Raw genomic sequence first — 22864 nt, 5'->3', positions numbered from 1 at the left:
CCAGCACCAGTTTTCCATAAATTGACTTGGTAACTCTACGGCATCCCAAGGCACACCGTTAATCCCAGCAACACCACCGACTTCAATTTTAGTCAACATGTGGTGAATACCATGACCAAACTCATGGAATAGGGTTGTCACTTCATCATGAGTAAAGAGCGCTGGTTTGCCATCAACTGGACCATTGAAGTTACAGGTTAAATAGGCAACTGGCTTTTGCAGACCATTGCTTGTTACACGGCGGCCACGGCAATCATCCATCCATGCCCCACCTCGTTTACCACTGCGTGCATATAAATCTAAGTAGAAGCTACCACGATGCACGTTATCCGCATCGTAAATATGGAAGAAACGCACATCATCATGCCACTTATCAAAACCATGTTGCTCTTCAATGGTTAAACCAAATAAGCGTGACACAGTGTAGAACAAACCTGATAAGACCTTGTCTTCTGGGAAGTATGGACGTAATAACTCTTGTGACACTTCATACTTATGCTGTTGTAGCTTTTCAGCATAAAAACTCAAATCCCACGACGCCATCTCTGTCACGCCAAACTCAGCTTTAGCAAAGGCTTTAAGCTCTACTAGCTCGGCTTTACCTTGCTCTTTTGAACGCAAGGCTAATTCATTTAAAAACGATAATACTTGGCTAGGATCATTCGCCATCTTAGTTGCTAATGATTTATCAGCATAGCTATCAAAACCCAGTAGGTTAGCAAGCTCATGACGCAGCGCTAGGATTTCGTCCATGTTGGCACTGTTATCAAACTCGCCCGCATTCGGGCCTTGATCTGACGCTCGAGTGACAAATGCACGGTAGCACTCTTCACGTAGCTCACGGTTTTCACTGTAGGTCATCACGGGTAAGTAAGATGGGAAATCTAGCGTAAATAACCAACCTTGTTTTTCTTGCGCTTCAGCCATCGCCTTGGCTGCTGCAATCGCAGAGTCTGGTAAGCCTGCTAGCTCAGTTTCATCAGTAATCAATTTAGTCCACGCTTGCGTGGCATCTAATAACTGATTAGAAAAACTGCTAGTCAGTTCAGAAAGGCGTTTTACAATTTCGCCATATCGGATTTTTTGCTGTTCATCGAGTCCAATGCCCGACAACTCAAAGTCACGAAGGCTTTGAGTTAATAATGTTTTTTGTGCCGTAGACAGCGTATCAAACGCCGCCGACTCTTGAATGGATTTGTAGGCTTGATACAAGCCTTGGTGCTGGCCAACAAACGTACCGTATTCAGATAATAACGGCAGGCAAGCATCATGAGCTTCACGCCATTCATCAGTGCTGGTCACAGAATTCATGTGTGATACAGGCGACCAAATTTTACTGAGCTGATCGTCCACTTCTTCTAATGGCTCAATTAAGTTTTCCCATGAATATGTGCTGTTTTCAGCTAAGACTTCATCAATTTTACTGCGACATTGAGCAATAGCATGTTCTACAGCTGGTTGAATGTGCTCCGCTTTAATTTTCGAAAACTGCGGAAGCTCGCTCTGCTCGAGTAAAGGATTATCTAGCAATGTATTGCTCATAGGTGATTCCTCGGGGAAATAGGGTAATTGTGGCCTTTATCCATTAATAAGGGCAACAAGCTGTAAATTCAAGTCTATAGCAGTTTTGAGCTCACCGATTTGGTATTGTCTATACACTAAACACGTATATTAAAATAAGCTTAAAAAACGTGAGTGAACACCCAGATTTTTTTACGCAAATTTTACACTGAAGATATTGACAACTCGATCGCAAATCTAACTCGTTATCATTTCCAAAAAATGTTTTTCAGGTATTCTCCTTTATTGAATATATGATTTTGAGAAAGGTTGTCGAAATGCGAACTAAATTATCCTCTTTATTAGTGACAACACTAAGCCTGATATCCACATGCCTAACAACATCGTCTCATGCCCATGCCGAAGACCTCAGTTTTGGTGTTGCTTTAGGTTGGGATTCAAAATACATCTCAGAAGGGCGCAACAATCTAGAAAGTGGTGGCATATATTCTGGTGCTGCTGCAGTATCAACAGGTGATTTAACAGCATATGCAGCTGTAATCAGAGGCGATTCAACGCATTACATTGAATATAATTGGGGGCTTGAGTATGAACTTCACCTCCATGACAATCTAGAAACCATTATAGGTTATCAACGTCTTGAGTTTTACGGCGATGAACGCGCTAACGACAACGAGTTGTTTGCTGAGATGACTTATACCGCCGTTGAATGGTTAGTCCCTTCTGTTGCTTATACCTATTCAACGCAAGCTGGCGGCTACTTTGTTGAAGTGAGCCTCCATAGCCCTTGGCAACTCAGTGAGCGATTTACTGTTACGCCATATATTACCCAAGGATTTGATTTTCAATATGCAACTGAAGAGCATAATGGGGCAAACCATTTCCAAATGGGAATTGAAGCCAATTATGAAATTTCAGATAACCTTGCTCTTAGTGCTCAATTCAGCCATGTCATCGCCATGGATGATATTAAACAAGAGGCGAAAGCCGAAGGTTATACAGGGAGTTTAGACGAAAGCTTTGGTGGCATTTACTTAACTTGGCGCTTTTAATTATCAGTAATACCTAAAGTGCCTGACACTTAGCTCAGACTAAAACATCTCTGTGTTTGGCAAATCCCCCTATTCCCTTCTAAGCTAAGTGAGTCGTACCACATGATGTGGTACTCGTTTAACTAAAGCAAAGGAATGCTGATGAAACACACTCAGGGATCATATCGCCTATTATGCTATTGGTTTATGCGCCAATTTCCCCATAATATTCATATACTGGTTACCCCTTTTATTATCACTGTATTGATATTGTTTAGTATTCAAACGCAAGCAAGTGATTTAACCCAGCTGCGTCAATCAAAAAATATCAATCAACAGAACCCCACAAATGCGCTTCCCATTGGCAGCGTGCTAGACAGCCAAGGTCAACCGATCGCCATACCACAGCCACAAAGTGCGCTTGAATATGCTGCAGATGAAATGCAGTTAAATAGAGCGGACACCATACAAGTGTCATCAGATCCAGTCTCAATGCGCGATGCCTCTGCCGCCAAGGTTTCTCCTAAGATGGTGGTTGCCAACGATCCGAGCTGCCGCTGGTTGGCTAATCGAATCAAACAATTATCAACACAACTCAAGCACAATAAAGATGCCAGCTATTTGCAAACAGAATTATCCCATCGACAAGATGAGTGGCAATGTATGGACTGCCAAGGTTCAGGCCCAGCTCAAGGCCAACAGGCTGAATGTCAATATCGCCGATAAACCTAGTACTTGGTCATACTGAGTGAGCGTACTTGAATTAATAATGCGTTACTTTCTCAAGTTTAAGCACCACTGATTGAGCGTTTGCAGGTACAGTGTCAGCTTTTCGCTGCAATAAATTAGCCGACTTTACGGTCTTAGAAACTAGCTTGTGATGACATTCCCCCCTACAATGGCTGCAATAAAAATTGTCAAACTCACATAAACGCTTAATAAAAGTCAGGTTGCCGTATTAGCAATCTGATTCAAGTATCAATAATAGAGAGGGTTAACATGGCTCAACATTATGACTATATCTGCCTTGGTGCAGGTAGTGGTGGTATCGCTTCAGGTAATCGCGCGGCAATGCGTGGCGCAAAAGTTTTGGTTATTGAAGCAAAACATGTTGGCGGAACATGCGTCAACGTGGGTTGTGTACCGAAAAAAGTCATGTGGTATGGCGCTCATGTTGCTGAATCCATGCATTTATACGCCAAAGATTACGGTTTTGACGTTACAGTGAACAACTTTAATTGGAATACGTTAGTCGATAACCGTGAAGCCTATATTGGCCGTATTCATGAGGCATATGGCCGCGGATTTGCCAGTAATAATGTCACCCTATTGAACGGTTACGGTAAGTTTGTTGACGGTAATACCATTGAAGTCAATGGCGAGCATTACACGGCTGATCATATCCTTATCGCCACTGGTGGTGCGCCAACAATTCCAAATATTCCTGGCGCTGAATACGGTATTGATTCAGATGGCTTCTTTGCATTACGTGAGCAACCTAAACGTGTTGCTGTTGTGGGTGCAGGCTACATTGCCGTTGAGCTTGCTGGCGTATTACATGCACTCGGTAGCGAAACCCATTTATTAGTACGTAAACATGCTCCACTACGTAATTTTGATCCTATTTTGACCGACACGCTTGTAGAAGCGATGGCGACAGATGGCCCAACCCTGCACACTCACAGTATTCCAAAAGCTGTGGTTAAAAATGCAGATGACAGCCTAACCCTTGAACTTGAAAATGGTGAAAGCATCACTGTTGATAGCTTAATTTGGGCTATTGGGCGCTCTCCTTCTACAGGAAACATTGGCCTTGAAAACACTGATGTGAAACTGAATGACAAAGGCTACGTGGTCACTGACGAGCAACAAAATACGACAGCAAAAGGTATTTATTGTGTCGGTGACATCATGGAAGGCGGTGTTGAATTAACACCAGTTGCCGTTAAAGCGGGTCGCTTATTATCAGAACGTTTATTTGGCAACATGCCAAATGCAAAAATGGATTACAGCGTGATCCCAACGGTCGTATTCAGTCACCCACCAATTGGTACTATGGGATTAACTGAACCAGAAGCAGTTGAACAATTCGGCGAAGACAACATTAAAGTGTATACCTCTGGTTTTACTTCAATGTACACCGCTATTACAGCTCACCGACAAGCATGTAAAATGAAGCTGATTTGCGCAGGTGAAAATGAAGTGGTTGTTGGTATTCACGGCATTGGTTTTGGTATGGATGAAATCCTCCAAGGCTTTGGTGTTGCCATGAAAATGGGCGCGACTAAAGCAGACTTTGATGCAGTTGTTGCGATTCACCCAACTGGCGCAGAAGAGTTTGTTACTATGCGCTAAGCACTGAATCATTTGACGGATTCAACTCATCAAAAGGCGAGAATAATTTCTCGCCTTTTTTGTGCCTAATTTCCACAGAACTCACTGAATTGCTTTACCTAAAAAAAGCTAAGCCGTTGTGACTCAAACCGCAGTTTTATAGACAAAGTCGCTATTCACGATATCTATTCACGGTTCTTGATATACAAGCAGTGCTATTTGGCCGCACATTTTTTATAATCGACAAATACGTTTAACACATATTGTTTAAACAGAAATACGCTCTTTAAGGATATTGCATGACCCAAGCTAACGAATTGACCTACATGAGTTTAACTCAGGTTGCAGAGTACTTGTCGCTCGATGAAGACTCGGTCAGCTCAATGGCCAATGAGCGCATTTTGCCAGCCACAAAAGCCACGGGGAAATGGCTATTTCCCAAAATACTGGTAGATCGGTGGCTGATGGAATCTTGTCATAGCGGAATGCTATCTGATCGAATGCACATCACGGGCAGCGACGATCCACTGCTGTCTATGTTGGTTGCTAAAACCATGTCACAAGTAGGTACCACTGAACTCATTAGCTATAGTTCAACAGGTTCAGGCTTAGGATTAGATGTATTATCTCAAGGTTATGCTGATATCTGTGCATTGCATTGGGGAAGCCTTGAAGACGATAGCCTGAGTTATCATGAATTATTAACCAGTTACCCAAATCATAAACAATGGTTGTTGGTGCATGGCTATAACCGCAAACAAGGGTTAATGATGCGCTCAGAGACGTTTGAGCAATACGAAGCCTTAGCAAACTCTGCCACCAATACCTCATTTAAATCATGGCGTTGGGTCGCTCGTCAAGCAGGCTCTGGTAGCCAACAACACCTAGAGCAATGGTTGTTAAAACAAGGTTTTAACTTCAAATACCTTAACTCTACCTTGGTGGCGCAAAGCGAACGGGAATTAGCAGGTTATATCGCACGACATAATGCCGATATCGGTTTTGGTTGCCAATCTGTAGCGCTTGAAAGCGGATTAAGCTTTGTACCGATTTTAACGGAATCCTTTGATTTAGTTATGCCACAGGGCATTTACTTTAGACGCCAATTACAGCAGTTGCTAGATTTACTGCAACAACCTGAATCCATCAGACTAGCTGCCACGTTAGGCGGATACGACCTCACCAATACAGGTAAATTATTGTGGAACGGCCAAGAGTAACTTGCTGCTTGGCTATGTAAGACTTCTACTAATCAATGCACAACGCAAACAGCAAAACTAAAAAGAGATGGCTAACTCATCCAGTGTTAGCCATCTTATTAGTCGTTACTTATCCTTAATTAGATGAGTTTAACCTGGCTTGAATCGCTAACTTCACTTCCTCTTGTTCGAGTAGCAACTCTTGTTCTTCTTTGCTGCGCATCAAATCATTAAATGATGTTCTGGCTTCTTGCGCCAGTGTTGAAGCTGCAAGTTTAGACTCTTTAGCTTTTGCCGCATCAGCGGTTAATTGTTGTAGCTGCTCGATAATATCATCGGGTGCACTCCCTAACTCTACACTCGACTCACCACGTGATAATGCTTCTCGACGTAACTGCTTTTTCAGCAACCATATTGCCTCATTGGCTTCTCGTTCGGCATTGGCAGCATCAATAGCATTGTCACGTAACAATTCAAAGCGTGCTAAGGCTTGGCCTTCTTTGCTCCAAGGATCAACATCGGGTAAATCAGAAATATTAATCACAGGGTCGACATAGTCATCTTGATGGCTTAAATCTAATGACGCGGCTTTAACACCTGAAATCATCAACATCACTGCAATAACAAGGAGCGGTAAACCACCAACAATTGCGGCGGTTTGCAAGGTAGCTAAGCCTCCCATAAACATCAGGGCAGAAGGCATAAAGGATAATGTAAACGCCCAAAATAATCGGTTCCAACGCATCGGATCTTCGGTCACATTGGTTTGTACTACTGAGGCTAAAATATAGGAAATCGAATCGAACGTTGTCGCAGTAAAAATGATGCACAACAAAGTAAAGACTGCGATGACCACAGTGCTAAATGGCAGCTGTTCTAAAATAGCGAAAATGGCCCTAGTTGCCCCTTCGCTATTCAACAGGGCGACTACATCAAGTTGCCCAGATAACTGCAAAGACAAACCATAGTTACCCAATATAATGAAGTACATTGAGCAACCCAAAGAGCCAAAAAAGACTGCTCCGGTGATCATTTGCTTAATGGTTCTGCCACGAGAAATTCGGGCAATAAACAAGCCCATACTCGGCGCAAATACCAGCCACCAAGCCCAATAAAAAATTGTCCAATCTTGTGGGAAGTGAGTATCTTCAAAGGTGCCAAGGCCACCAAACGGCTCAGCCCATGTTGCCATAACAAAAAAGTTAGATAGCATTCGGCCAATGGAGTCTAGACCGGTTTCCAGCATAAAAATTGTTGGGCCACAAACCAATACAAAGACTAACAAGCCTAATGCGCCCCAAAAGTTAATATTACTGAGAATTTTGATGCCTTTATCCATACCCATATAAGCTGAATAGGCAAAAATAGCCGTACACAACATCAACACACAAATTTGACTACCCGTTGTTGCAGGGATGCCAAACAAATAACTAATGCCTTCGTTAATTAATGGCGCAGCTAAACCTAATGTTGTCGCTGCACCACCTAATAAACCAAAAATAAACAATACATCAATCACTTTACCAAGCTTACCAAAGCTATTGGCTTCACCAATTACAGGCATTAGTGCAGCTGACACCTTTAATACTGGCTGCTTGCGCACATAGAAAAAATACGCAATTGGAATAGCTGGGATCATATAAATACACCAAGCGATAGGTCCCCAATGGAACAAGCCATAAGTCGCAGCCCAGCGAATTGCCTCTTCACTTCCCGCCGCTAATTGAAAAGGTGGGTTCTGGTAGTAATAGGCCCACTCAATGGTGCCCCAATACAAAATGCTTGCGCCAATACCACCACAAAACAGCATGGCTGCCCATGAGGCTAATCCAAACTCAGGTGACTCATCAGGGTCCCCTAGTTTAATCTGACCTATATCTGAAAAAACGATATAAATCATAAAGAAAAAAGCAGCAATACCTAGACCTAAATAGGCAAAGCCCAGTTTATCTGTCATAAATGTTTTAGCGATAGCAACCCACTGTGCCCCTTCAACTGGGAAAATAAGTAAAGGGATAACCACAGCAAAAAGTAATATCAACGCACCGAAAAAAGTCGGTTTATCAATAAGCTCGAAGTGTTTGTTCATTTTATTTGTCCGAAACAATAAAACTGATTAAGAGAGTCCACACCACAAGTGCTTCCCCGTGCTGCGAGACAGCCAGGTTGGTTTACTGTTTGAAGAGTTGGAATACTGTGCGTGAACCGTTTTCTATAAAACGCCAGGTCGTTTAATGTTTGTGACATTAACGGCAACACAGGCACGCTAAAATAATGTTAATCACGTAAACTGTCGACTAACTTATATTAACAATCGATTCAGATTGTGAGCGAGATCTCACCAAGATTTAAGGGTAACGATGTGCTGATTTAGCACGGTTATTTCCTGTACAAAAACCTACAAGATTTTGGCTGGCATTTGGTTATCTAGCAGGTAAAGAGAGTCATAGATTAACTAATCAATAGCACAATAAACTCAACATATTGAGAATAATAAAGCCCGATAAACTCACCACAAATTGCGGGGCTTACCGGGCTTATTGTGTTATCAGCGATGGATTACTTTGCCGAATCACCAATGTGCTTTTCTAAGAAAGCTAAAATCGCTTTGTTGGCCTCTAGAATATTTTCTTCATTATAAAAGCCGTGTCCTTCTTTATCTTTAACTAACCATTCATAGGGATGGCCTTTTTCATCTAACGCCTCTTTAAGTGCTAACGCATGCTCAAAGTGAGCACGTTGATCATCCTCACCATGAATAATAAGTACTGGCGCGTTAAGTTTATCGACATTACGACTTGGAGACTGGGCAATAAGTTCAGCAGGGTTAGTACCGAGAGTTTTATTCAGGTAAGACCCTCCCCAAGTTAATGTCTTAATATCCCCTTCATCAAACATCATAGGTAGGTCATAAACCCCTACGTAGCCAATTGCGCACTGATACATATCCGGCTCTCTAATTGCACTTTGTAAAGCGCTATAACCACCAAAACTCGCACCAAAGATGCATACACGATTTTTATCGGTCACACCTGTTTGAATCGCATAATTTAATGCCTGAGTTATATCATCTTGAATACCCGTTCCCCACTCGCCGTAGCCAGCTTCCATAAAGTGTTTTCCGTAACCATCTGAGCCTCGAAAATTCACTTTAATGACAGCATAACCGGCGTTTGCGAGCATTTGAGCTTGGGGATCGAATCGCCAATAATCTCGAAGATGCGGGCCTCCATGAGGCAATACCACTGTGGGTAGATTTTGTTTTTTACCGATAGGAAGGGTTAGGTAACCGTTTAGCACTAAACCATCAGAAGACTTAATTCGAAAAGGTTCTGTTTCAGCTTGCTGCTCTTTTTTAATCCATTGTTTGCTCGACAATAAATAACGTGCACTCATTGTGTCTGTATCGAATATATAAAATGAGCCGGGATTGCGGTCACTAGAAACACGCACCACCATTTGCTTACCGTCTTTTGTTTTACTGGTAATTTCGACACTGTCGCCATTGAACGCTTGAATTAATGCTTTATGGAGTTTGGCTTCTTGGGTGTCAGGTTTAATAAAAATATAGCTAGAATAGTCTTCATCTACTCTCAAACCATACACTTCGTTTAAATCAGAACTAATAGCATAGGTAGGATCAGCAATATCACTGCGGTACAAAAACGTTTCTTTTTGAGTATCTAAATCGTAGCGATACAGGCCTTTCGGTTTATTTTCTTCAGTTTTTAATGCGTAAACTGACTTATTATCACTACTAAAAGTCAACGGAGTAAACTCACCGTCAAACTTTGTATTAAACACTTGCCAATCTTCTCCTTTACCCTCTGAGTAGTACATTTTAGTGTCATGGTTTTTATCTACTCCCACAACAAACCTAGGCACACTATCATTATCAACTAAAAACTGGCTGTAAGAAATTGGCGCACGTTTAACTTTACGCTCCTTGCCTGTATAGACATTAAGCCTAGTCACTTCAGGAAGCACATCGCCATTTCGACTTAGCAAACGTTTGGTAATTAAGACGTGCTTGTTATCACCTTCAAGTTTATCCAATAAAAAACCACCGTATCCCGACAGCACAATACCTGGTTGAGATCGGATACCGAAAATCATTTTACGCTTACTACCGTCATAATTAACGGCGAAAATTTCACCTAAATTAATCGGTAACTCTAATCTGCCACGGCTCTGTACCACTTGAACGATGACACGTTCATTATTGACCCAGTAATATTCTGCAGGTTGATCCCGACCACTGGAATTGAGCGCAAAAGTAACTTCAAAGTTGTCGGTGCGTAAAAAGGCAAGTCTCTTTCGACCTTCATCATTCATTAAAACGGCTAAATGCTTGCCGTCAGGGGATATTTTTACATTGTAGTAATCACTATGGCGTGAATAATCTTCGACAGAAGCGGCGAGACAAATATTTGAAATGCACAATAGCATTCCCCATATCATCAATTTGATGTACATCATGGAAACTCCTTTAATCCATCTCAAAGAGACAGCTTTATCCTTAAAACCTTGAAGCGATATGGCACAAGAAGTAGATGAAATAACATTGAGGTAATGCGATATTCCCTAACTCCTTGGGATCATACTTCCTAAACATAGATATTCATGTTTCAATTAATTTTGCAGCGATACCCACATTGATTCAATAGATTAGCTGCTATTTGGCATATTTAACCGACAAAACAACATCTCTCACTAGGCTAGGTTGACTCAATAGTTAATAACACTGGCTGAGTCATGACGGAATTTCCCCTGTTAATCACTGAATGCAAAAAGTGACGTCCAAATATTGAGGGGATAGTGGCAATGTTCATCGTTAAAAATTTGTAGTAAAATTGTGTCTGAGGACGACCTCAACCTGTTGAGCACCACAATCAATCACATCGAATTGATGAATTTGGCAAACAGGCTTCCATCCGGGGACGGCCCCTTCTGACTAACTTCCAGATAGGAGCCCATATGAGAATCTCTCATTACTTTTGCGTTATTGTTACCAGCCTCATTTTTTGCATATCCCCCGCAGCCTCTGCGAATGAAAGCCATATGGGCTTACATGGTATGACTCTATTTGGCGGAAAAGATGGCTTATTTGCCTCACATTTGCCTATGTATCACCATCCCCACAATGTACAAATGGTCATGCAATTTCACTTTGCCGATCCTGAAACTGATCATGCAATAAAGCAGCAGCTTGAAACAATGGCGACAGCACCAGAGCAGCTTTGGACTATTGTACCCAAGCCTTTTGACTTAATGCGTCTCAGCCCTCTGGCAACCGACCGAATCGAACAACTGCAAGTTGATGTTGTAAAAGGTCACTTTGAGCGAGGAGGCATTAACCAGTTTTCTCAACAATCACTCATCATTGATCGCATCATTATGTTCACCGAATTAAGCATGAAGGCAGGGCAAGATAAGGCGCCAAATGCACAATACCGAGTCATTACACCAACTGAAGATAGCCCAAATCAGTTCTTAGTTAAGGTCATTGAAAATCGTCCTGAAGCCGACCACTTGCTGCGAGTGATTCAACATGATTTCATTAGAACGACTCAAATAACCGTGCCACTCAAAGGTAAACTGCATCCTAGTCCAAAGGATTTAGCGGATCAGCTATCAATTCCCCTCGAGCACGTCATTGAAATCTATTTAGAAACTGGCGAGTTACAGTAATGGTTTCATTATCGCTGGCAATCATTCAGCACCATCAGGCTGAAGGACCAGGGCGCATTTCTGACTGGTGCAAACTCTCGGGACATAAGATCACCCGCTTCATGGCGCCCGATGGTTGCTTGCCTGATCTAAACCAATTTGATGGCATCATCATTTTGGGCGGCCCTATGGATGTAGAAGATAACCCAAGATGGATGCAAAAAGAGCGCTCTTTGATTCACTCGGCGATTGAAATCAACAAACCGCTAATCGGTATTTGTTTAGGCTCGCAACTATTAGCATCGGTATTAGGAGCTAAGATTTACCCACTTAAACAGGCTGAATTAGGTTGGTATGATCTCAGAGTTAATGCCAACGTATGCTCAGCAAGTCTAGCGAACAAAAATTTGATAAATTTAGCCGTACCTCAATGGCATTATTTTGGGTTTAACTTTGATAGTCACTTAGCTCCGCTAACCCATAAATCGGTTGAGATAAAAGCCTACTCATCATTGTGCCCTCAGCAGGTGTTTAGGCATCAACAGCAATATGGCATTCAATTTCATCCAGAATGGGACGCTGTGCAGCTGGCTTATTTACAACAAGCATTTAGTGAACTGTGTCCAGAAGATTTATATGCTAAATCACGTATGAACGAACAGACACAGTTACAACACTGGTTTTTTAACTTGTTAGATACTGTGTTTCGTTCTGCAATAACGAGCGATGACTAAGGATAGTAACGCTAATCGGGACAATACAGCGATAAGCTGTTAATGAAAAGGCGGTAACTGACTGTTACCGCCTTGTCGATACAAACAATGAATTCAATGCTGCAAGCTAACAATGATCAACTTAACAGTATCTCTTCACTCCTGTGTTATGTGTGGCGCTATGAAGCTGGACTTGAAGCTACAGTATTATTTACCACCTCAGATTCGGCACCATTCAATGGCATAGCCGTTTGAATATTAGCTTGTTTAATCGCTGCACGGGTTTGATCGGTCAAACTATTCTCGCCATTTAATAAATCGGTTAACGTGCCAGTGTCGCCATTCACTAACCCCAGCTCCTGTAACATGGCATCGACTACTGGCGCATTCGCACGATAGTTTAATGCTGCCGCTGTGATTTGTTCGGCTACGCCACCAGATTGTCCCTGCATGATTTGGTTACCATTTGCGGTTGCAGCGCCAGCGCCGTGGTAACCTTGTAAGATCTTAATGCCTTCAATGTTTTCTAGTGGTTTGACTGCATTAGCAACCACTTCTGGTAACGCTTGCAGTACAGCCAAGGATTTTTGCAGCTGAATTTGCTCATCTTTCAGAGTATTTTCTGCTTCATACAAAGCTTGTTTACCTGCCGCTTCAACTGCAAAGACTTTTTCATCCGCTTCGGCTTTTAACTTTTTAGCATCAGCATCAGCGCGAGCTTCAGTTAATATGGCTGTCGCCTTATCTTCAGCCGCTTGCTTATCTGCAGCGGCTTGCACAGTAATCCCAACGGCTTCACGTTCTGCTTCTTTTTTCGCATCAATGACTTCAATTTCTTTTTGACGATTTGCCATTGCCACTTGCTTGGCTGTGATTACGGCCTCTTCTTTTTCAACTTTACCTTTTTCAACATCTGCGGCTTTAGCACGTGCAGCTGACTCTTCTTCTGATTTTTCTGCTACCGCAATCTGCTTATCTTGTTCAGCGACTTCAATATCACGCTGCTGTTGAATACGAGCTTGCTCAAGGGCTTTTCTTTTAGCAATTTCACGGGTTTCAATGTCTTTTGATTTTTCAATTTCTGCCGCTTCAATCGCTTGCTCTTTCGCAATCTCAGCTTCGCGCTCTTCTCGCTGTTTATTTTCACGCGTTTTAGCAATTTCCGCTTTTTGCTCTGCACGTTTAAATGCCAAAATTTGCTCTTGGCTTAAACGAGCTTCTTCCTCTTCTTTTTGAATTTCTAAAGATTGACGCTCTGCCTCTAAATTCCGACGCTCAATTTTAACGCGGTTTTCTTGTTCAATATCATTGGTTTCTTTACGTTTTTCTTCAATGATTTTTGCAAGACGTGCACGACCTTCAGCATCAAATGCGTTATTTTCATTAAAAAATTGTAGGTCTGTTTGGTCAAAGCCAGTTAATGAAACAGACTCAAGTTCGAGCCCGTTTTTCTCTAAATCATTGGCCACATTTTGCTGAACCTTTTGGACAAAGTCAGCACGCTGCTCATGCATTTCAGTCATGGTCATTTCAGCAGCCACAGCACGAAGTACATCAACAAATTTTGATTCCATTAACACTTTAAGTTCTTCAACGCGCATGGTACGTGTACCCAAAGTTTGCGCAGCCATCGAGATGCCTTCTTGGCTTGGTGCCACACGAAGGTAAAAATCCGCTTTAACATCGACACGCATTCTATCTTTGGTGATCAGCGCATCTTTTTGTGTTTTCTCAACTTCGATGCGTAATGTGTTCATATTGACCGGAATAGTTTCGTGCAACACAGGTAAACACACTGTGCCACCATCTTTAACGACTTTCTCCCCACCTAAACCAGTTCGGACAAATGCGATTTCCTTAGTGGCTCTAATATAGAGTTTGGCAAAAATTAACCCTATGGTGATAAACGCCAACATTGCCACGCCAGACATTATTAAAATAAAGGTGGTATTTGACCCTGCAGATAATTCAATCCCTTCCATTTTCTTTCCTTGTATTACTACTATAAAAATCTTCGTTTCATGAATAAACGGCTAAATACTATCGAGTTTTGCTGCTATCCAAATATTATTTTTTTTATTCAGCAACACGACTTGGTCATGCTGGTTAAAACTTTCTTCTGCAAACTCTGGCGCGACCATCACGTAATGTTTCTGCGCATGTTGATCCACCAGCACCGCCTCTGCAGGACTGTTTACTCTGGCAGTGCCCACGGTAATTTTGGCCAATAAACCACTAAAACTAGTATTAGAAACGGCATGGGATTCATTTTTGGGGAGGATTTTTGCCAAAGGTCTACCAATGATGGATGTGCTGAGCAGACTCAATACAAATACAATTGGAGCACTAATCATTGGGGAAAGTAGATTACTAGCGTATTGATAACTAATAAAATTTAAACTGTAGCCAATGAGTGCAAAGCAAGTAAGCAATAACACTAGCCAGATTAATAACGGTAACTTATTCAGGCACAGCCAACCAACTAATGGGGTCAGCCCAGTATTAGCCACATTAAGGTCGGCATCGACATCAAGTTCAACAGGAGAAAGGTGGTCTATCAGATTTGAAATGCTAAAGCCTATCACTAAGCCAACACCTTCTAACAGTGCAAGCATCAGCACCATCGTCATCGCAATCGCAAATGGGGTATTGGCGTTTATGAGTAAAAAATCGAGCATGACTGTATTCCTTTACAGCTAGATTAATCACTCAACCCTGGCAGTCATCCTATGCCAAGTTTATAAGCAATTAATATAATTAGATTATATCTTTCAAAAGCAACATCACCTTAACAAAAACTTCCTTATAAGTGAATTAGATTATCAGTCTTTGTGATGACCGACTTATTCGCACTGTGCTTGACCACTGGCATAGCAGCTAGGTTGTCGTGGGCATACTGCGCCACGGGAGCAAATCACTCTGGCATCGTTTTCTATGCCACGTTCAATCCAATTAATATTCAAGATTTTAGCCACGCTAACCAGATCTGCTTTGATGTGTTTTGGAATGGCGACTAAGCCGCCGTTTTCAACACACGTTTGCTTTAAATCTTCGGTAATTTTTGCAGCATCTTTACCTTGCGCTTCAATGGCGGGGTTTAAATCTATCCCTGCACATAACACATGTGGATTACCCGCTGAATCATCGACTTTTATTGATTCACAACAGTAAATTCGCGGCTCATTACCTACATTTAATATTGAAATTTGAGCAGATGTTCCCGATGTCGGCTCGTTAATTTTCCTAAATACAGCCCAATGGTGGCAAGGGTCTTCAACTATTCGCATATTGCCCCAAGGCAGTGGAATACCATTACCGCGATAGACCGCTTTAAGCTTACCTGGTGCATAAGCATCAAAGTAATGCCAATGAGGATAAGGAGAGACAACTGTCATTCTGCGCATGGCAACCGACGCCGACACCTGTAACTGTTTATGGATATCAATCTCGTAGCCGTGACGATCTAATAGCTGTCTGAATGGCACTTTAGGGCAGAGTAATGCCCCTGCAAAAAAGCTTGATTCAAAATCACGCCATGCATGCAAGATATCTTGGGCATTAAGTGTGTTTGACTGCACAGTTGCATCATCATCCGCCTCAACTCGACGCCCCGATGTCATGACACTTTTCAAGCCGTCTTTATTGTGGAGCACGCAATGACCAATGTGCACTGCCAAGTCATATTTAAGCCTTGGCGCATTGGATTTGAGCGCTTTATTGATAAAAATTGTCGCAGGAGGTTCAAAAAAAGAAGTGGTTAACCGAGAAGAACGAGCGCCAGTTTCATCTAACACTTCAGTCGGAACTTCATCAATCCATTTGATTTTAAGTCCCATACTCTTAGCAATGCTAAGCATCTCATCAGCACTTAGCGGCATCTGTTTTCTGCCAATTTCTTCAGCGGCGCGTTCTAAATCAGGGAAATGATTTTGATGGTGTTCTTGGTGTGCGCGAATTAATAACTGAGCAAACTGCCGACCTGATGTGCCTGTTTGTGACAGCATTTCAGGTATCGCGATTTGTAAAATGTCATTAGAAAATAAAAAGCTTGGTTCGAGTGGCATACCGCTAATACCGCCACGGCGTCCCTTTTCTGGGGTGATTGATTGCTCTTCTGGCATATCATCTAAAAACCAATCGACATCTTTTTGGAACACGGTGGCAATCACCGCTAGCATGCCAGCACTGGGCACTCTTTTACCTCGTTCTATCATTGATAGATACGACACCGAAGGCGCAGAGCTCGAATCTACACGTATGCATCTGGCTGACAAGTCTTCCATTGTCAGATGATTACGTTTACGCAGATTTCGAATCTTTGTACCCAGGAAATGTGACTTTCTCATCAAGCTTTGTTCATTACGCATTTTGTAAAATTCACACTGTAAAATTTTTATTGTGAAATTGTAGTGAAAAATACACTAGACTACAAATTAAGCAATCGGGAAACAGTGTTCATCATTTTGATTCCCATTGCGACTAAGGCAATCGATAACAAAAGATGTAAGCACGGCCTAATGATATGAATATTTAATTAGCCCCGTGTAATGACCCAAGCGAAGAGGATAAGGTTATGACTATGACAACAATGCACACCAACACAGCCGCTCACAACCTTAACAGCTTCATTGAGGAACAATTTGTGGCAACCAGTACCAACGCAGACAAAATTAACAATGCAAAGGTATTTTTAGATGACAACTTCCCACTTACTGAAGGCTCACACGCCGATGTGAGTAGCTATGTTATTTACTACACTCATCTTCTAGCCTTTATGAAAGATGGTAGCCAATGTGGTTTACAGAACCCATGTCAATTTGTTGCTTTAACAGGTCATAAAAGCGAACCAACTTCGATTGTCCTTAAAAATAACGATACCCATGTTGAAGTCAGCTTTGACAGAAATGGCGAGTTAGGCTCGAAAGATCCTGCTCATATTGAAGATATTCAAGTGGCGCTGCCAATTAAAAACTTACCAACACCATATAAACAATGGGTTAGTATGCTGCATTCTCGCTGCCTACCTACTGAAGGTAACTGCAAAGTATTTACTGCAAAAGATGGCACTGAATACGCAATGCATCAACGTTAATCAGCGCAATAAGCCGCTAGATTACATTGCACTCTCAAGGTCGGCATTATTGCCGGCCTTTTTGTCATTGAATAAAAACCTCTTCACCTGTCGCACCAACAATTAGCTAATAATGCACTAAAATAGCCGTGCTCCTATCCTATAAAAAATTAACTTATTGATTAATATATTATTTAATAGTGGTCTAACTCTTGCGAGTTCTTATAGACGTTTATCATGCCTATAGGAATTTATAATGAATAAAGAACAAGTGGTTGAAGCGATTATTTTAGCGAAACATGCCCGTCAACTAAGTTGGCAAAATATTGCAGATGAGTTAGAAATGGGCTGTGTTTGGGTCACCTCAGCATGTTTAGGCATGAACAGCATGCCAGAGAACGTCGCCGATAGATTGTGCCAGCTACTTGAGCTTCCTGCAGGTTCACAAGCTGCGCTCACGGCTTACCCAACCAAACAATGGCAACGTGATGTGCCACAAGATCCACTGGTCTATCGCCTCTATGAGGTGGTTGGTGTATATGGCGACACATTAAAAGAAGTCATTCAGGAACAATTTGGTGATGGCATAATGAGCGCCATTGATTTTTCAATGGATGTTGCAAAACAAACTGATCCTAAGGGCGATAGGGTCGTGATTACCATGAACGGTAAGTTTTTACCTTATAAAGCATGGTAATTAATCCTTGGTAGCCTGATAAAAGCTCAATATCGGGTTTGTATTAACGCAGTACTCTTGCTGCTGTGTTAATACAGACAAGCATTAAGGTCGTGCTTAATAAAATAAGGCTATCACTAACCCTAGAGCTAATAAGAAAGATAAACGCTGCCAAAATAAAATGGGGTCTTTATCAATATAAGGCGTGTGCTCACGTATTGATTTAGGGTGAGGATGTTTAAGGTTATAAATAAACTCCGATACTTCAGCAGTGCGTTTTGACGGGGACACTTCAAGGGCTTTTTCAAGGGCATAATCTACCCACTGAGGTACTGCGGTATTTCTACTTCGGGCAGGAACATAGCGCAAGCTTTGCTGCGCTTTTAACGTCGTTGCCTTGGCAACATCCACCCCGTAGGGCAGCTGACCAGTCAGCATTTGATAAGTTATTACCGCCAAAGAAAAAATATCACTGCGACCATCGCCAAGCTCGCCCACAAAATATTCAGGAGCACTGTATTGGGCCGTTCCCAAAATGTGGCCATCAATCCCTTGAGTTTCAATGATTCCTGCAACAGCTGTCGCACCGAAGTCAATAATTTTGACCACACTTTCAGTGGTGATCATGATGTTTTCAGGGCGTAAATCTTGGTGCACCATCTCTTGTCTGTGCATAGCTTGTAACCCCCGAGCGATTTGAACCACTATCGTTCTCACTGAATCTAAATCGGGCTGTTCATGATCGTGAATCCATTGGGCTAGCGTGCAACCTTCAACATACTCTGCTGCCGTGTAAAGGTAACCCTTAGGAACACGTGACTTAACAGGTTTTAATAAATGCGTGTTAGATACCCTTTGTGCCACCCATTCTTCCATTAACAAGGTTTCTAAGTGGTCTTCATTTTGGCGCATTTCATCAGAAGGAACCTTAATTGCTACACGCTGACCAGAGGCTTTATCTTGAGCTAGGTAAACTCGGCTGCGACTACTCACATATAGTTCACGTTGAATCACCACATCTTCGAATTCTTGGCCGCTATGCAATGGTGGCGGTAAAGGGAGTCGATTCAATAACTGTTTGAACTCATTGACGTCTGGATCAGGTAGAGAATCTACCCGCACAATTTGAATACTCAAATTATCATCGCTACCAGCATCAAGCGCTTGCTGAACCAGCGCTTGCGCCACATTGGTTAAATCTCTGTTTTGCTCTAGTGCATCATTAATGGCATTGGCAATGGTTCTCGTGGTTAAAAACTCGTGCACACCATCGGTGGTCAATACAAAAATATCGCCCAAGTTAATCGAGCAGGAGTGATAATCACTATTGAGTAACGGGTTAATGCCTAAAGCTTGATTAAGGTAACTGACTTCATCGTCGACATAACGTCGATGATCTTCCGTTAATTGCTCTAAACTATTCCCGCTCAATTGGTAGATGCGAGAATCACCACAATGAAAAATATGTGCTGTATTTGATTTAAACACTAACCCACTAAAAGTGCAGACATAACCTTTATTCAAGTCATGACGATGCGGGCCATTTTGGCTTTGGGCATATAGCCAATGATTAAGTGCCTGCAGCACTTTAAGCGCAGACTTTTTAACTGACCAGGCTTCAGAAGTTGCATAGTAATCACTGATAAAATTACTTATCGCACTTTCACTAGCAACACCACTGACGTCACTAGAGCTAATACCATCAGCAATCGCAACCACTGCGCCTTTACTATGTATCAGGGCATTATCTGGTTGCATACTGCCACAGCAATCTTGATTGATCTGTTTTAGTCCACCAACGCTTTGTTGTGCAATGGTGAGTTTTAGCGAATTTTGCATTAAAGCTTCCTTGCCGCCACAACAATTACAGTGCAATTAAGGTAATCGTGTGACGGTAAGAACTCACTTAAGTGTCCAATATTAAGCAAGCTTTTCACGACGAGCTTCTGCTTGTTTGCGCTTACGCACAGGACTTTCTTTCACGTGAGTTAAATACAGCGGTAACCCAACAAGTGCAAATCCACCCACTAAATTACCCAATGCGGTAGGGATTTCATTCCAAACGAGGTAATCCATAACCGTAAATTCACCGCCCATGATCATTGAGAATGGGAACAAGAACATATTGACAATTGAATGCTCAAAACCCATGAAGAAGAACAGCATGACGGGCATCCACATTGCCATCATTTTGCCGCTTGCAGAAGTAGAAATCATTGCACCAACGACTCCCATTGATACCATCCAGTTACACAACATGCCGCGAATAAAAATGGTCATCCAACCTGCAAAGCCATGTTCTTGATAACCTAGAGTACGTGACTCACCGATGCTACTCACTTTCGCAGCGAGCACGCCACCATCAGTGTTATAACCATAAGTTAAAATAAACGATGCAAAGAAAGCAACCGTGAGGGCACCGGCGAAGTTACCCACAAACACTAGGCCCCAATTCCGCAGCATTTGGTCGACGGTACAGCCATTTCGTTTATCCAAAACCGCCAATGGCACTAAGGTAAATACCCCTGTTAACAAATCAAACTTCATTAAATACAGCATGATAAAACCAACAGGGAACAAAAGTGCCCCCGTTAATAAGCTGCCAGTTTTAACTATCACTGTAATGGCAAAAAATGCCGCTAGACCTAAAATAGCCCCCGCCATAAAAGCACGAACAAATGTATCTTTCGTTGACATGAAAATTTTTTGTTCACCAGCATCGACCATTTTGGCTGCGAACTCTTTTGGTTCAATATACGACATAGCTTCACACTCCTAGATTTAATTCTGATCATGTTTTGCGAGTTCTATGCCACTATAAAAAAGTCAAATTAAACAACTTGTTAACATAAAGGTGTACCATAAGCTAATTAGCTAAAGCACTATAATAGTTCATTTTTTATTCACCCCGCCCTATATTGGAACGTCATCAAAGAGCTCAATCAAGTTGTATTTATCCTTAAGGTTGAATGACTAAGGCCTAAAAAAGCGTGAAGCTTGAGCCACTTGATTAAGCGGTTTTCCTTGGACAATTTCACCACCCGAGTTCACTTCGGTGATAAAAAATGTCAGCGCTTCGCGTGTTTGAGATAACCCCTGTTTATCTGGATGCTTTATCGAACTGGTGACTGTAATAGGGTATTCAAGTTGCTCAGCCGCTTTAATCAATACCAAGGTGTTATTGGTTATTTTGAAATCATGAGCAGATAACTTATCGGAGCTAACACTGATCTGATAAAAAGCGGCTTGCTGGGTTTTATTACGTATTTTCAGTAAATAGCTATTTTCAATGACGGGGTTTGTTGGCTCAGTGCTGACAACACGATATAAACTTTGGCGATCTCGAATAACGTTAAGTTGAATATCCGCTCGGCTTTGTAAATCTAAAACAATCATGACCAGCATCACCACTAATGCACCCGCATAACCTAAGGCTTTTAATGACCACATTGACGGAGTGCGGCCCGTTTTTAGGGCGTTTTCACTGGTAAAGCTGATCAAATTGGGCAAATAGCCAAATTTACTCATCGTTTGATTGCAGGCATCGACACAGGCACCGCAGTTAATACATTCATATTGCAGACCATTTCGAATATCAATCCCTGTTGGACACACATCCACACAAAGATGACAATCAACACAGTCGCCTAAGCCATTGCTAGACTCTGTCGTTGCCTGATTCTTGATGCTTTTTTTATTACGTTTTCTCGGACCACGGTTTTCACCACGAGCAGCATCATAGCTAACGGTTTTAGTATTCGCATCGAACATCACTGCTTGGAAACGCGAATAAGGGCAACAATGTAAACACATCATTTCTCGCATCCATCCAGCATTAAGGTAAGTACATAGTGCAAAAAACCAAACCCAAACTCCTGTCCAAAAGCCGCTGCTAAAACTAAAAATATCCACATAAAGCGCCCTTGCAGGCATAAAGTAAGCCATAAAACCACAGCCAGTCACCAATGCCATTAACGCCCAAACAGTGTGCTTCGTGACTCTTTTAGTCACTTTATTAACTGACATTGGCGCTTTATCAAGGGCGGCACGGTGGTGATGGTTACCTTCAACTTTTGCCTCTACCCACATAAACACAGCTGTCCAAGCGGTTTGCGGACACATAAAACCACACCAGACTCTGCCGAAATAAACAGTAATAAAAAACAATGCAAATGCTGCGGCCATAAAAAACCAAGCAAGCACGGTAAAGTCTTGCGGCCATAAGGTGACATTAAAAAAGAAAAATTGCTGCTCTGTTACATCGAATAGAATGGCCTGACGGCCGTTGAAATTGATAAATGGAATAAGGAAAAATAACGCAATCAACACCGTATTAGTGTGCAACCTAAGACGCTGAAATATTCCTTGCTGCTCTCGCACATGAATCTTTCCCGAATCGCTAATATTGATAACAGGAATACGTTGCTGCTGCACCGCAGACGTGGCTTGTGATGGTACTTGTGATAGTGAGGGTGTTTGCTGACTCGCTATTGGCTCTGACATATCTAAGATCCTACTGCTCTAGTAACTTGCTTTCATTCGCAAAGCTAATAGAGCAAAACCTGAGCCAACCCAGAATAAAACCTAAAACACTGATTAATAGACACTTATCAATTTTCATTAAACAAAAAAATCACGATATATCACGT

General features: G+C 42.0%; 17 protein-coding genes. 8 read left to right on the top strand and 9 right to left on the bottom strand.

What is annotated here, in order from left to right:
• A partial coding sequence (locus tag AN944_RS17160) for a M3 family metallopeptidase (protein WP_055025867.1) occupies nucleotides 1–1542 on the bottom strand: 1542 nt, incomplete at its 3' end.
• Nucleotides 1543–1838: 296 nt separating this feature from the next.
• On the opposite strand from AN944_RS17160, the gene AN944_RS17155 reads away from it, so the two are divergent.
• The 4 genes from AN944_RS17155 to AN944_RS17140 all read left to right on the top strand — a co-directional run bounded on the left by AN944_RS17155 (nucleotide 1839) and on the right by AN944_RS17140 (nucleotide 6106).
• Nucleotides 1839–2573, top strand: coding sequence for a hypothetical protein (locus AN944_RS17155; protein WP_055025866.1), 735 nt, complete (start codon nucleotides 1839–1841; stop codon nucleotides 2571–2573).
• A 141-nt stretch (nucleotides 2574–2714) separates the two neighbouring features.
• Complete coding sequence (locus tag AN944_RS17150; protein WP_055025865.1) at nucleotides 2715–3278, top strand: hypothetical protein; 564 nt, start codon at nucleotides 2715–2717, stop codon at nucleotides 3276–3278.
• Between the two features lie 273 nt (nucleotides 3279–3551).
• Complete coding sequence (gene gorA, locus AN944_RS17145) at nucleotides 3552–4907, top strand: glutathione-disulfide reductase (RefSeq protein WP_055025864.1); 1356 nt, start codon at nucleotides 3552–3554, stop codon at nucleotides 4905–4907.
• Between the two features lie 278 nt (nucleotides 4908–5185).
• Nucleotides 5186–6106: a helix-turn-helix transcriptional regulator gene (locus AN944_RS17140; RefSeq protein WP_055025863.1), complete on the top strand. Its 921-nt coding sequence runs from the start codon at nucleotides 5186–5188 to the stop codon at nucleotides 6104–6106.
• Nucleotides 6107–6221: 115 nt separating this feature from the next.
• On the opposite strand, the gene AN944_RS17135 is transcribed toward AN944_RS17140, so the two are convergent.
• Nucleotides 6222–8174 (bottom strand): BCCT family transporter, encoded by a 1953-nt coding sequence (locus AN944_RS17135; RefSeq protein WP_055025862.1) that lies wholly within the window; start codon nucleotides 8172–8174, stop codon nucleotides 6222–6224.
• A gap of 470 nt (nucleotides 8175–8644) precedes the next feature.
• The gene (locus AN944_RS17130) at nucleotides 8645–10564 is read right to left on the bottom strand and encodes a S9 family peptidase (RefSeq protein WP_231919217.1); all 1920 of its coding nucleotides are present in this window, start codon (nucleotides 10562–10564) and stop codon (nucleotides 8645–8647) included.
• 498 nt (nucleotides 10565–11062) lie between these two features.
• Between AN944_RS17130 and AN944_RS17125 the strand changes: the two genes are divergently transcribed.
• Both AN944_RS17125 and AN944_RS17120 read left to right on the top strand, forming a co-directional pair.
• Entirely contained in the window at nucleotides 11063–11776 is a 714-nt protein-coding gene (locus AN944_RS17125) for a hypothetical protein (RefSeq protein WP_144430215.1), read from the top strand.
• Nucleotides 11776–12489, top strand: a complete 714-nt coding sequence (locus tag AN944_RS17120; RefSeq protein WP_055025860.1) for a type 1 glutamine amidotransferase — start codon at nucleotides 11776–11778, stop codon at nucleotides 12487–12489. Before AN944_RS17125 ends, AN944_RS17120 begins: the two co-directional genes overlap by 1 nt.
• A 158-nt stretch (nucleotides 12490–12647) precedes the next feature.
• Here AN944_RS17120 and AN944_RS17115 read toward each other — a convergent pair whose 3' ends face one another.
• The 3 genes from AN944_RS17115 to AN944_RS17105 all read right to left on the bottom strand — a co-directional run bounded on the left by AN944_RS17115 (nucleotide 12648) and on the right by AN944_RS17105 (nucleotide 16835).
• The gene (locus tag AN944_RS17115) at nucleotides 12648–14399 is read right to left on the bottom strand and encodes a flotillin family protein (protein WP_408005087.1); all 1752 of its coding nucleotides are present in this window, start codon (nucleotides 14397–14399) and stop codon (nucleotides 12648–12650) included.
• 102 nt (nucleotides 14400–14501) lie between these two features.
• Complete coding sequence (locus tag AN944_RS17110) at nucleotides 14502–15146, bottom strand: YqiJ family protein (protein ID WP_055025858.1); 645 nt, start codon at nucleotides 15144–15146, stop codon at nucleotides 14502–14504.
• Nucleotides 15147–15311: 165 nt separating this feature from the next.
• Nucleotides 15312–16835 carry a DUF3612 domain-containing protein gene (locus AN944_RS17105; protein WP_055025857.1) on the bottom strand — a complete coding sequence of 508 codons (1524 nt, stop codon included), beginning with the start codon at nucleotides 16833–16835 and terminating at the stop codon, nucleotides 15312–15314.
• 206 nt (nucleotides 16836–17041) lie between these two features.
• On the opposite strand from AN944_RS17105, the gene AN944_RS17100 reads away from it, so the two are divergent.
• Together AN944_RS17100 and cynS are read left to right on the top strand one after the other, a co-directional pair.
• A complete protein-coding gene (locus AN944_RS17100; protein WP_055025856.1) occupies nucleotides 17042–17560 on the top strand; it encodes a hypothetical protein in 519 nt (172 codons plus the stop codon).
• A 235-nt stretch (nucleotides 17561–17795) separates the two neighbouring features.
• Nucleotides 17796–18236, top strand: coding sequence for a cyanase (cynS, locus tag AN944_RS17095; RefSeq protein ID WP_055025855.1), 441 nt, complete (start codon nucleotides 17796–17798; stop codon nucleotides 18234–18236).
• Nucleotides 18237–18332: 96 nt separating this feature from the next.
• Here the strand turns inward: cynS and AN944_RS17090 are convergent, their stop codons facing one another.
• The 3 genes from AN944_RS17090 to ccoG all read right to left on the bottom strand — a co-directional run bounded on the left by AN944_RS17090 (nucleotide 18333) and on the right by ccoG (nucleotide 22718).
• Nucleotides 18333–20054, bottom strand: coding sequence for a bifunctional protein-serine/threonine kinase/phosphatase (locus tag AN944_RS17090; RefSeq protein WP_055025854.1), 1722 nt, complete (start codon nucleotides 20052–20054; stop codon nucleotides 18333–18335).
• Between the two features lie 81 nt (nucleotides 20055–20135).
• Complete coding sequence (locus tag AN944_RS17085; RefSeq protein ID WP_055025853.1) at nucleotides 20136–20978, bottom strand: formate/nitrite transporter family protein; 843 nt, start codon at nucleotides 20976–20978, stop codon at nucleotides 20136–20138.
• Between the two features lie 210 nt (nucleotides 20979–21188).
• A complete protein-coding gene (ccoG, locus tag AN944_RS17080; RefSeq protein WP_055025852.1) occupies nucleotides 21189–22718 on the bottom strand; it encodes a cytochrome c oxidase accessory protein CcoG in 1530 nt (509 codons plus the stop codon).
• Nucleotides 22719–22864: the final 146 nt, after the last annotated feature.

The sequence above is a fragment of the Shewanella sp. P1-14-1 genome (assembly GCF_001401775.1).
Taxonomy (GTDB): domain Bacteria; phylum Pseudomonadota; class Gammaproteobacteria; order Enterobacterales; family Shewanellaceae; genus Shewanella; species Shewanella japonica.
Note: the sequence above shows the minus strand (reverse complement) of the source record. Positions and strands in the feature narration are given on the sequence as shown.

Coding starts and splice junctions, on each gene's coding strand:
- AN944_RS17155 (WP_055025866.1), top strand. CDS start 1,839: ATGCGAACTAAATTATCCTCTTTATTAGTGACAACACTAAGCCTGATA.
- AN944_RS17150 (WP_055025865.1), top strand. CDS start 2,715: ATGAAACACACTCAGGGATCATATCGCCTATTATGCTATTGGTTTATG.
- gorA (WP_055025864.1), top strand. CDS start 3,552: ATGGCTCAACATTATGACTATATCTGCCTTGGTGCAGGTAGTGGTGGT.
- AN944_RS17140 (WP_055025863.1), top strand. CDS start 5,186: ATGACCCAAGCTAACGAATTGACCTACATGAGTTTAACTCAGGTTGCA.
- AN944_RS17135 (WP_055025862.1), bottom strand. CDS start 8,174: ATGAACAAACACTTCGAGCTTATTGATAAACCGACTTTTTTCGGTGCG.
- AN944_RS17130 (WP_231919217.1), bottom strand. CDS start 10,564: ATGATGTACATCAAATTGATGATATGGGGAATGCTATTGTGCATTTCA.
- AN944_RS17125 (WP_144430215.1), top strand. CDS start 11,063: ATGAGAATCTCTCATTACTTTTGCGTTATTGTTACCAGCCTCATTTTT.
- AN944_RS17120 (WP_055025860.1), top strand. CDS start 11,776: ATGGTTTCATTATCGCTGGCAATCATTCAGCACCATCAGGCTGAAGGA.
- AN944_RS17115 (WP_408005087.1), bottom strand. CDS start 14,399: ATGTCTGGCGTGGCAATGTTGGCGTTTATCACCATAGGGTTAATTTTT.
- AN944_RS17110 (WP_055025858.1), bottom strand. CDS start 15,146: ATGCTCGATTTTTTACTCATAAACGCCAATACCCCATTTGCGATTGCG.
- AN944_RS17105 (WP_055025857.1), bottom strand. CDS start 16,835: ATGCGTAATGAACAAAGCTTGATGAGAAAGTCACATTTCCTGGGTACA.
- AN944_RS17100 (WP_055025856.1), top strand. CDS start 17,042: ATGACTATGACAACAATGCACACCAACACAGCCGCTCACAACCTTAAC.
- cynS (WP_055025855.1), top strand. CDS start 17,796: ATGAATAAAGAACAAGTGGTTGAAGCGATTATTTTAGCGAAACATGCC.
- AN944_RS17090 (WP_055025854.1), bottom strand. CDS start 20,054: ATGCAAAATTCGCTAAAACTCACCATTGCACAACAAAGCGTTGGTGGA.
- AN944_RS17085 (WP_055025853.1), bottom strand. CDS start 20,978: ATGTCGTATATTGAACCAAAAGAGTTCGCAGCCAAAATGGTCGATGCT.
- ccoG (WP_055025852.1), bottom strand. CDS start 22,718: ATGTCAGAGCCAATAGCGAGTCAGCAAACACCCTCACTATCACAAGTA.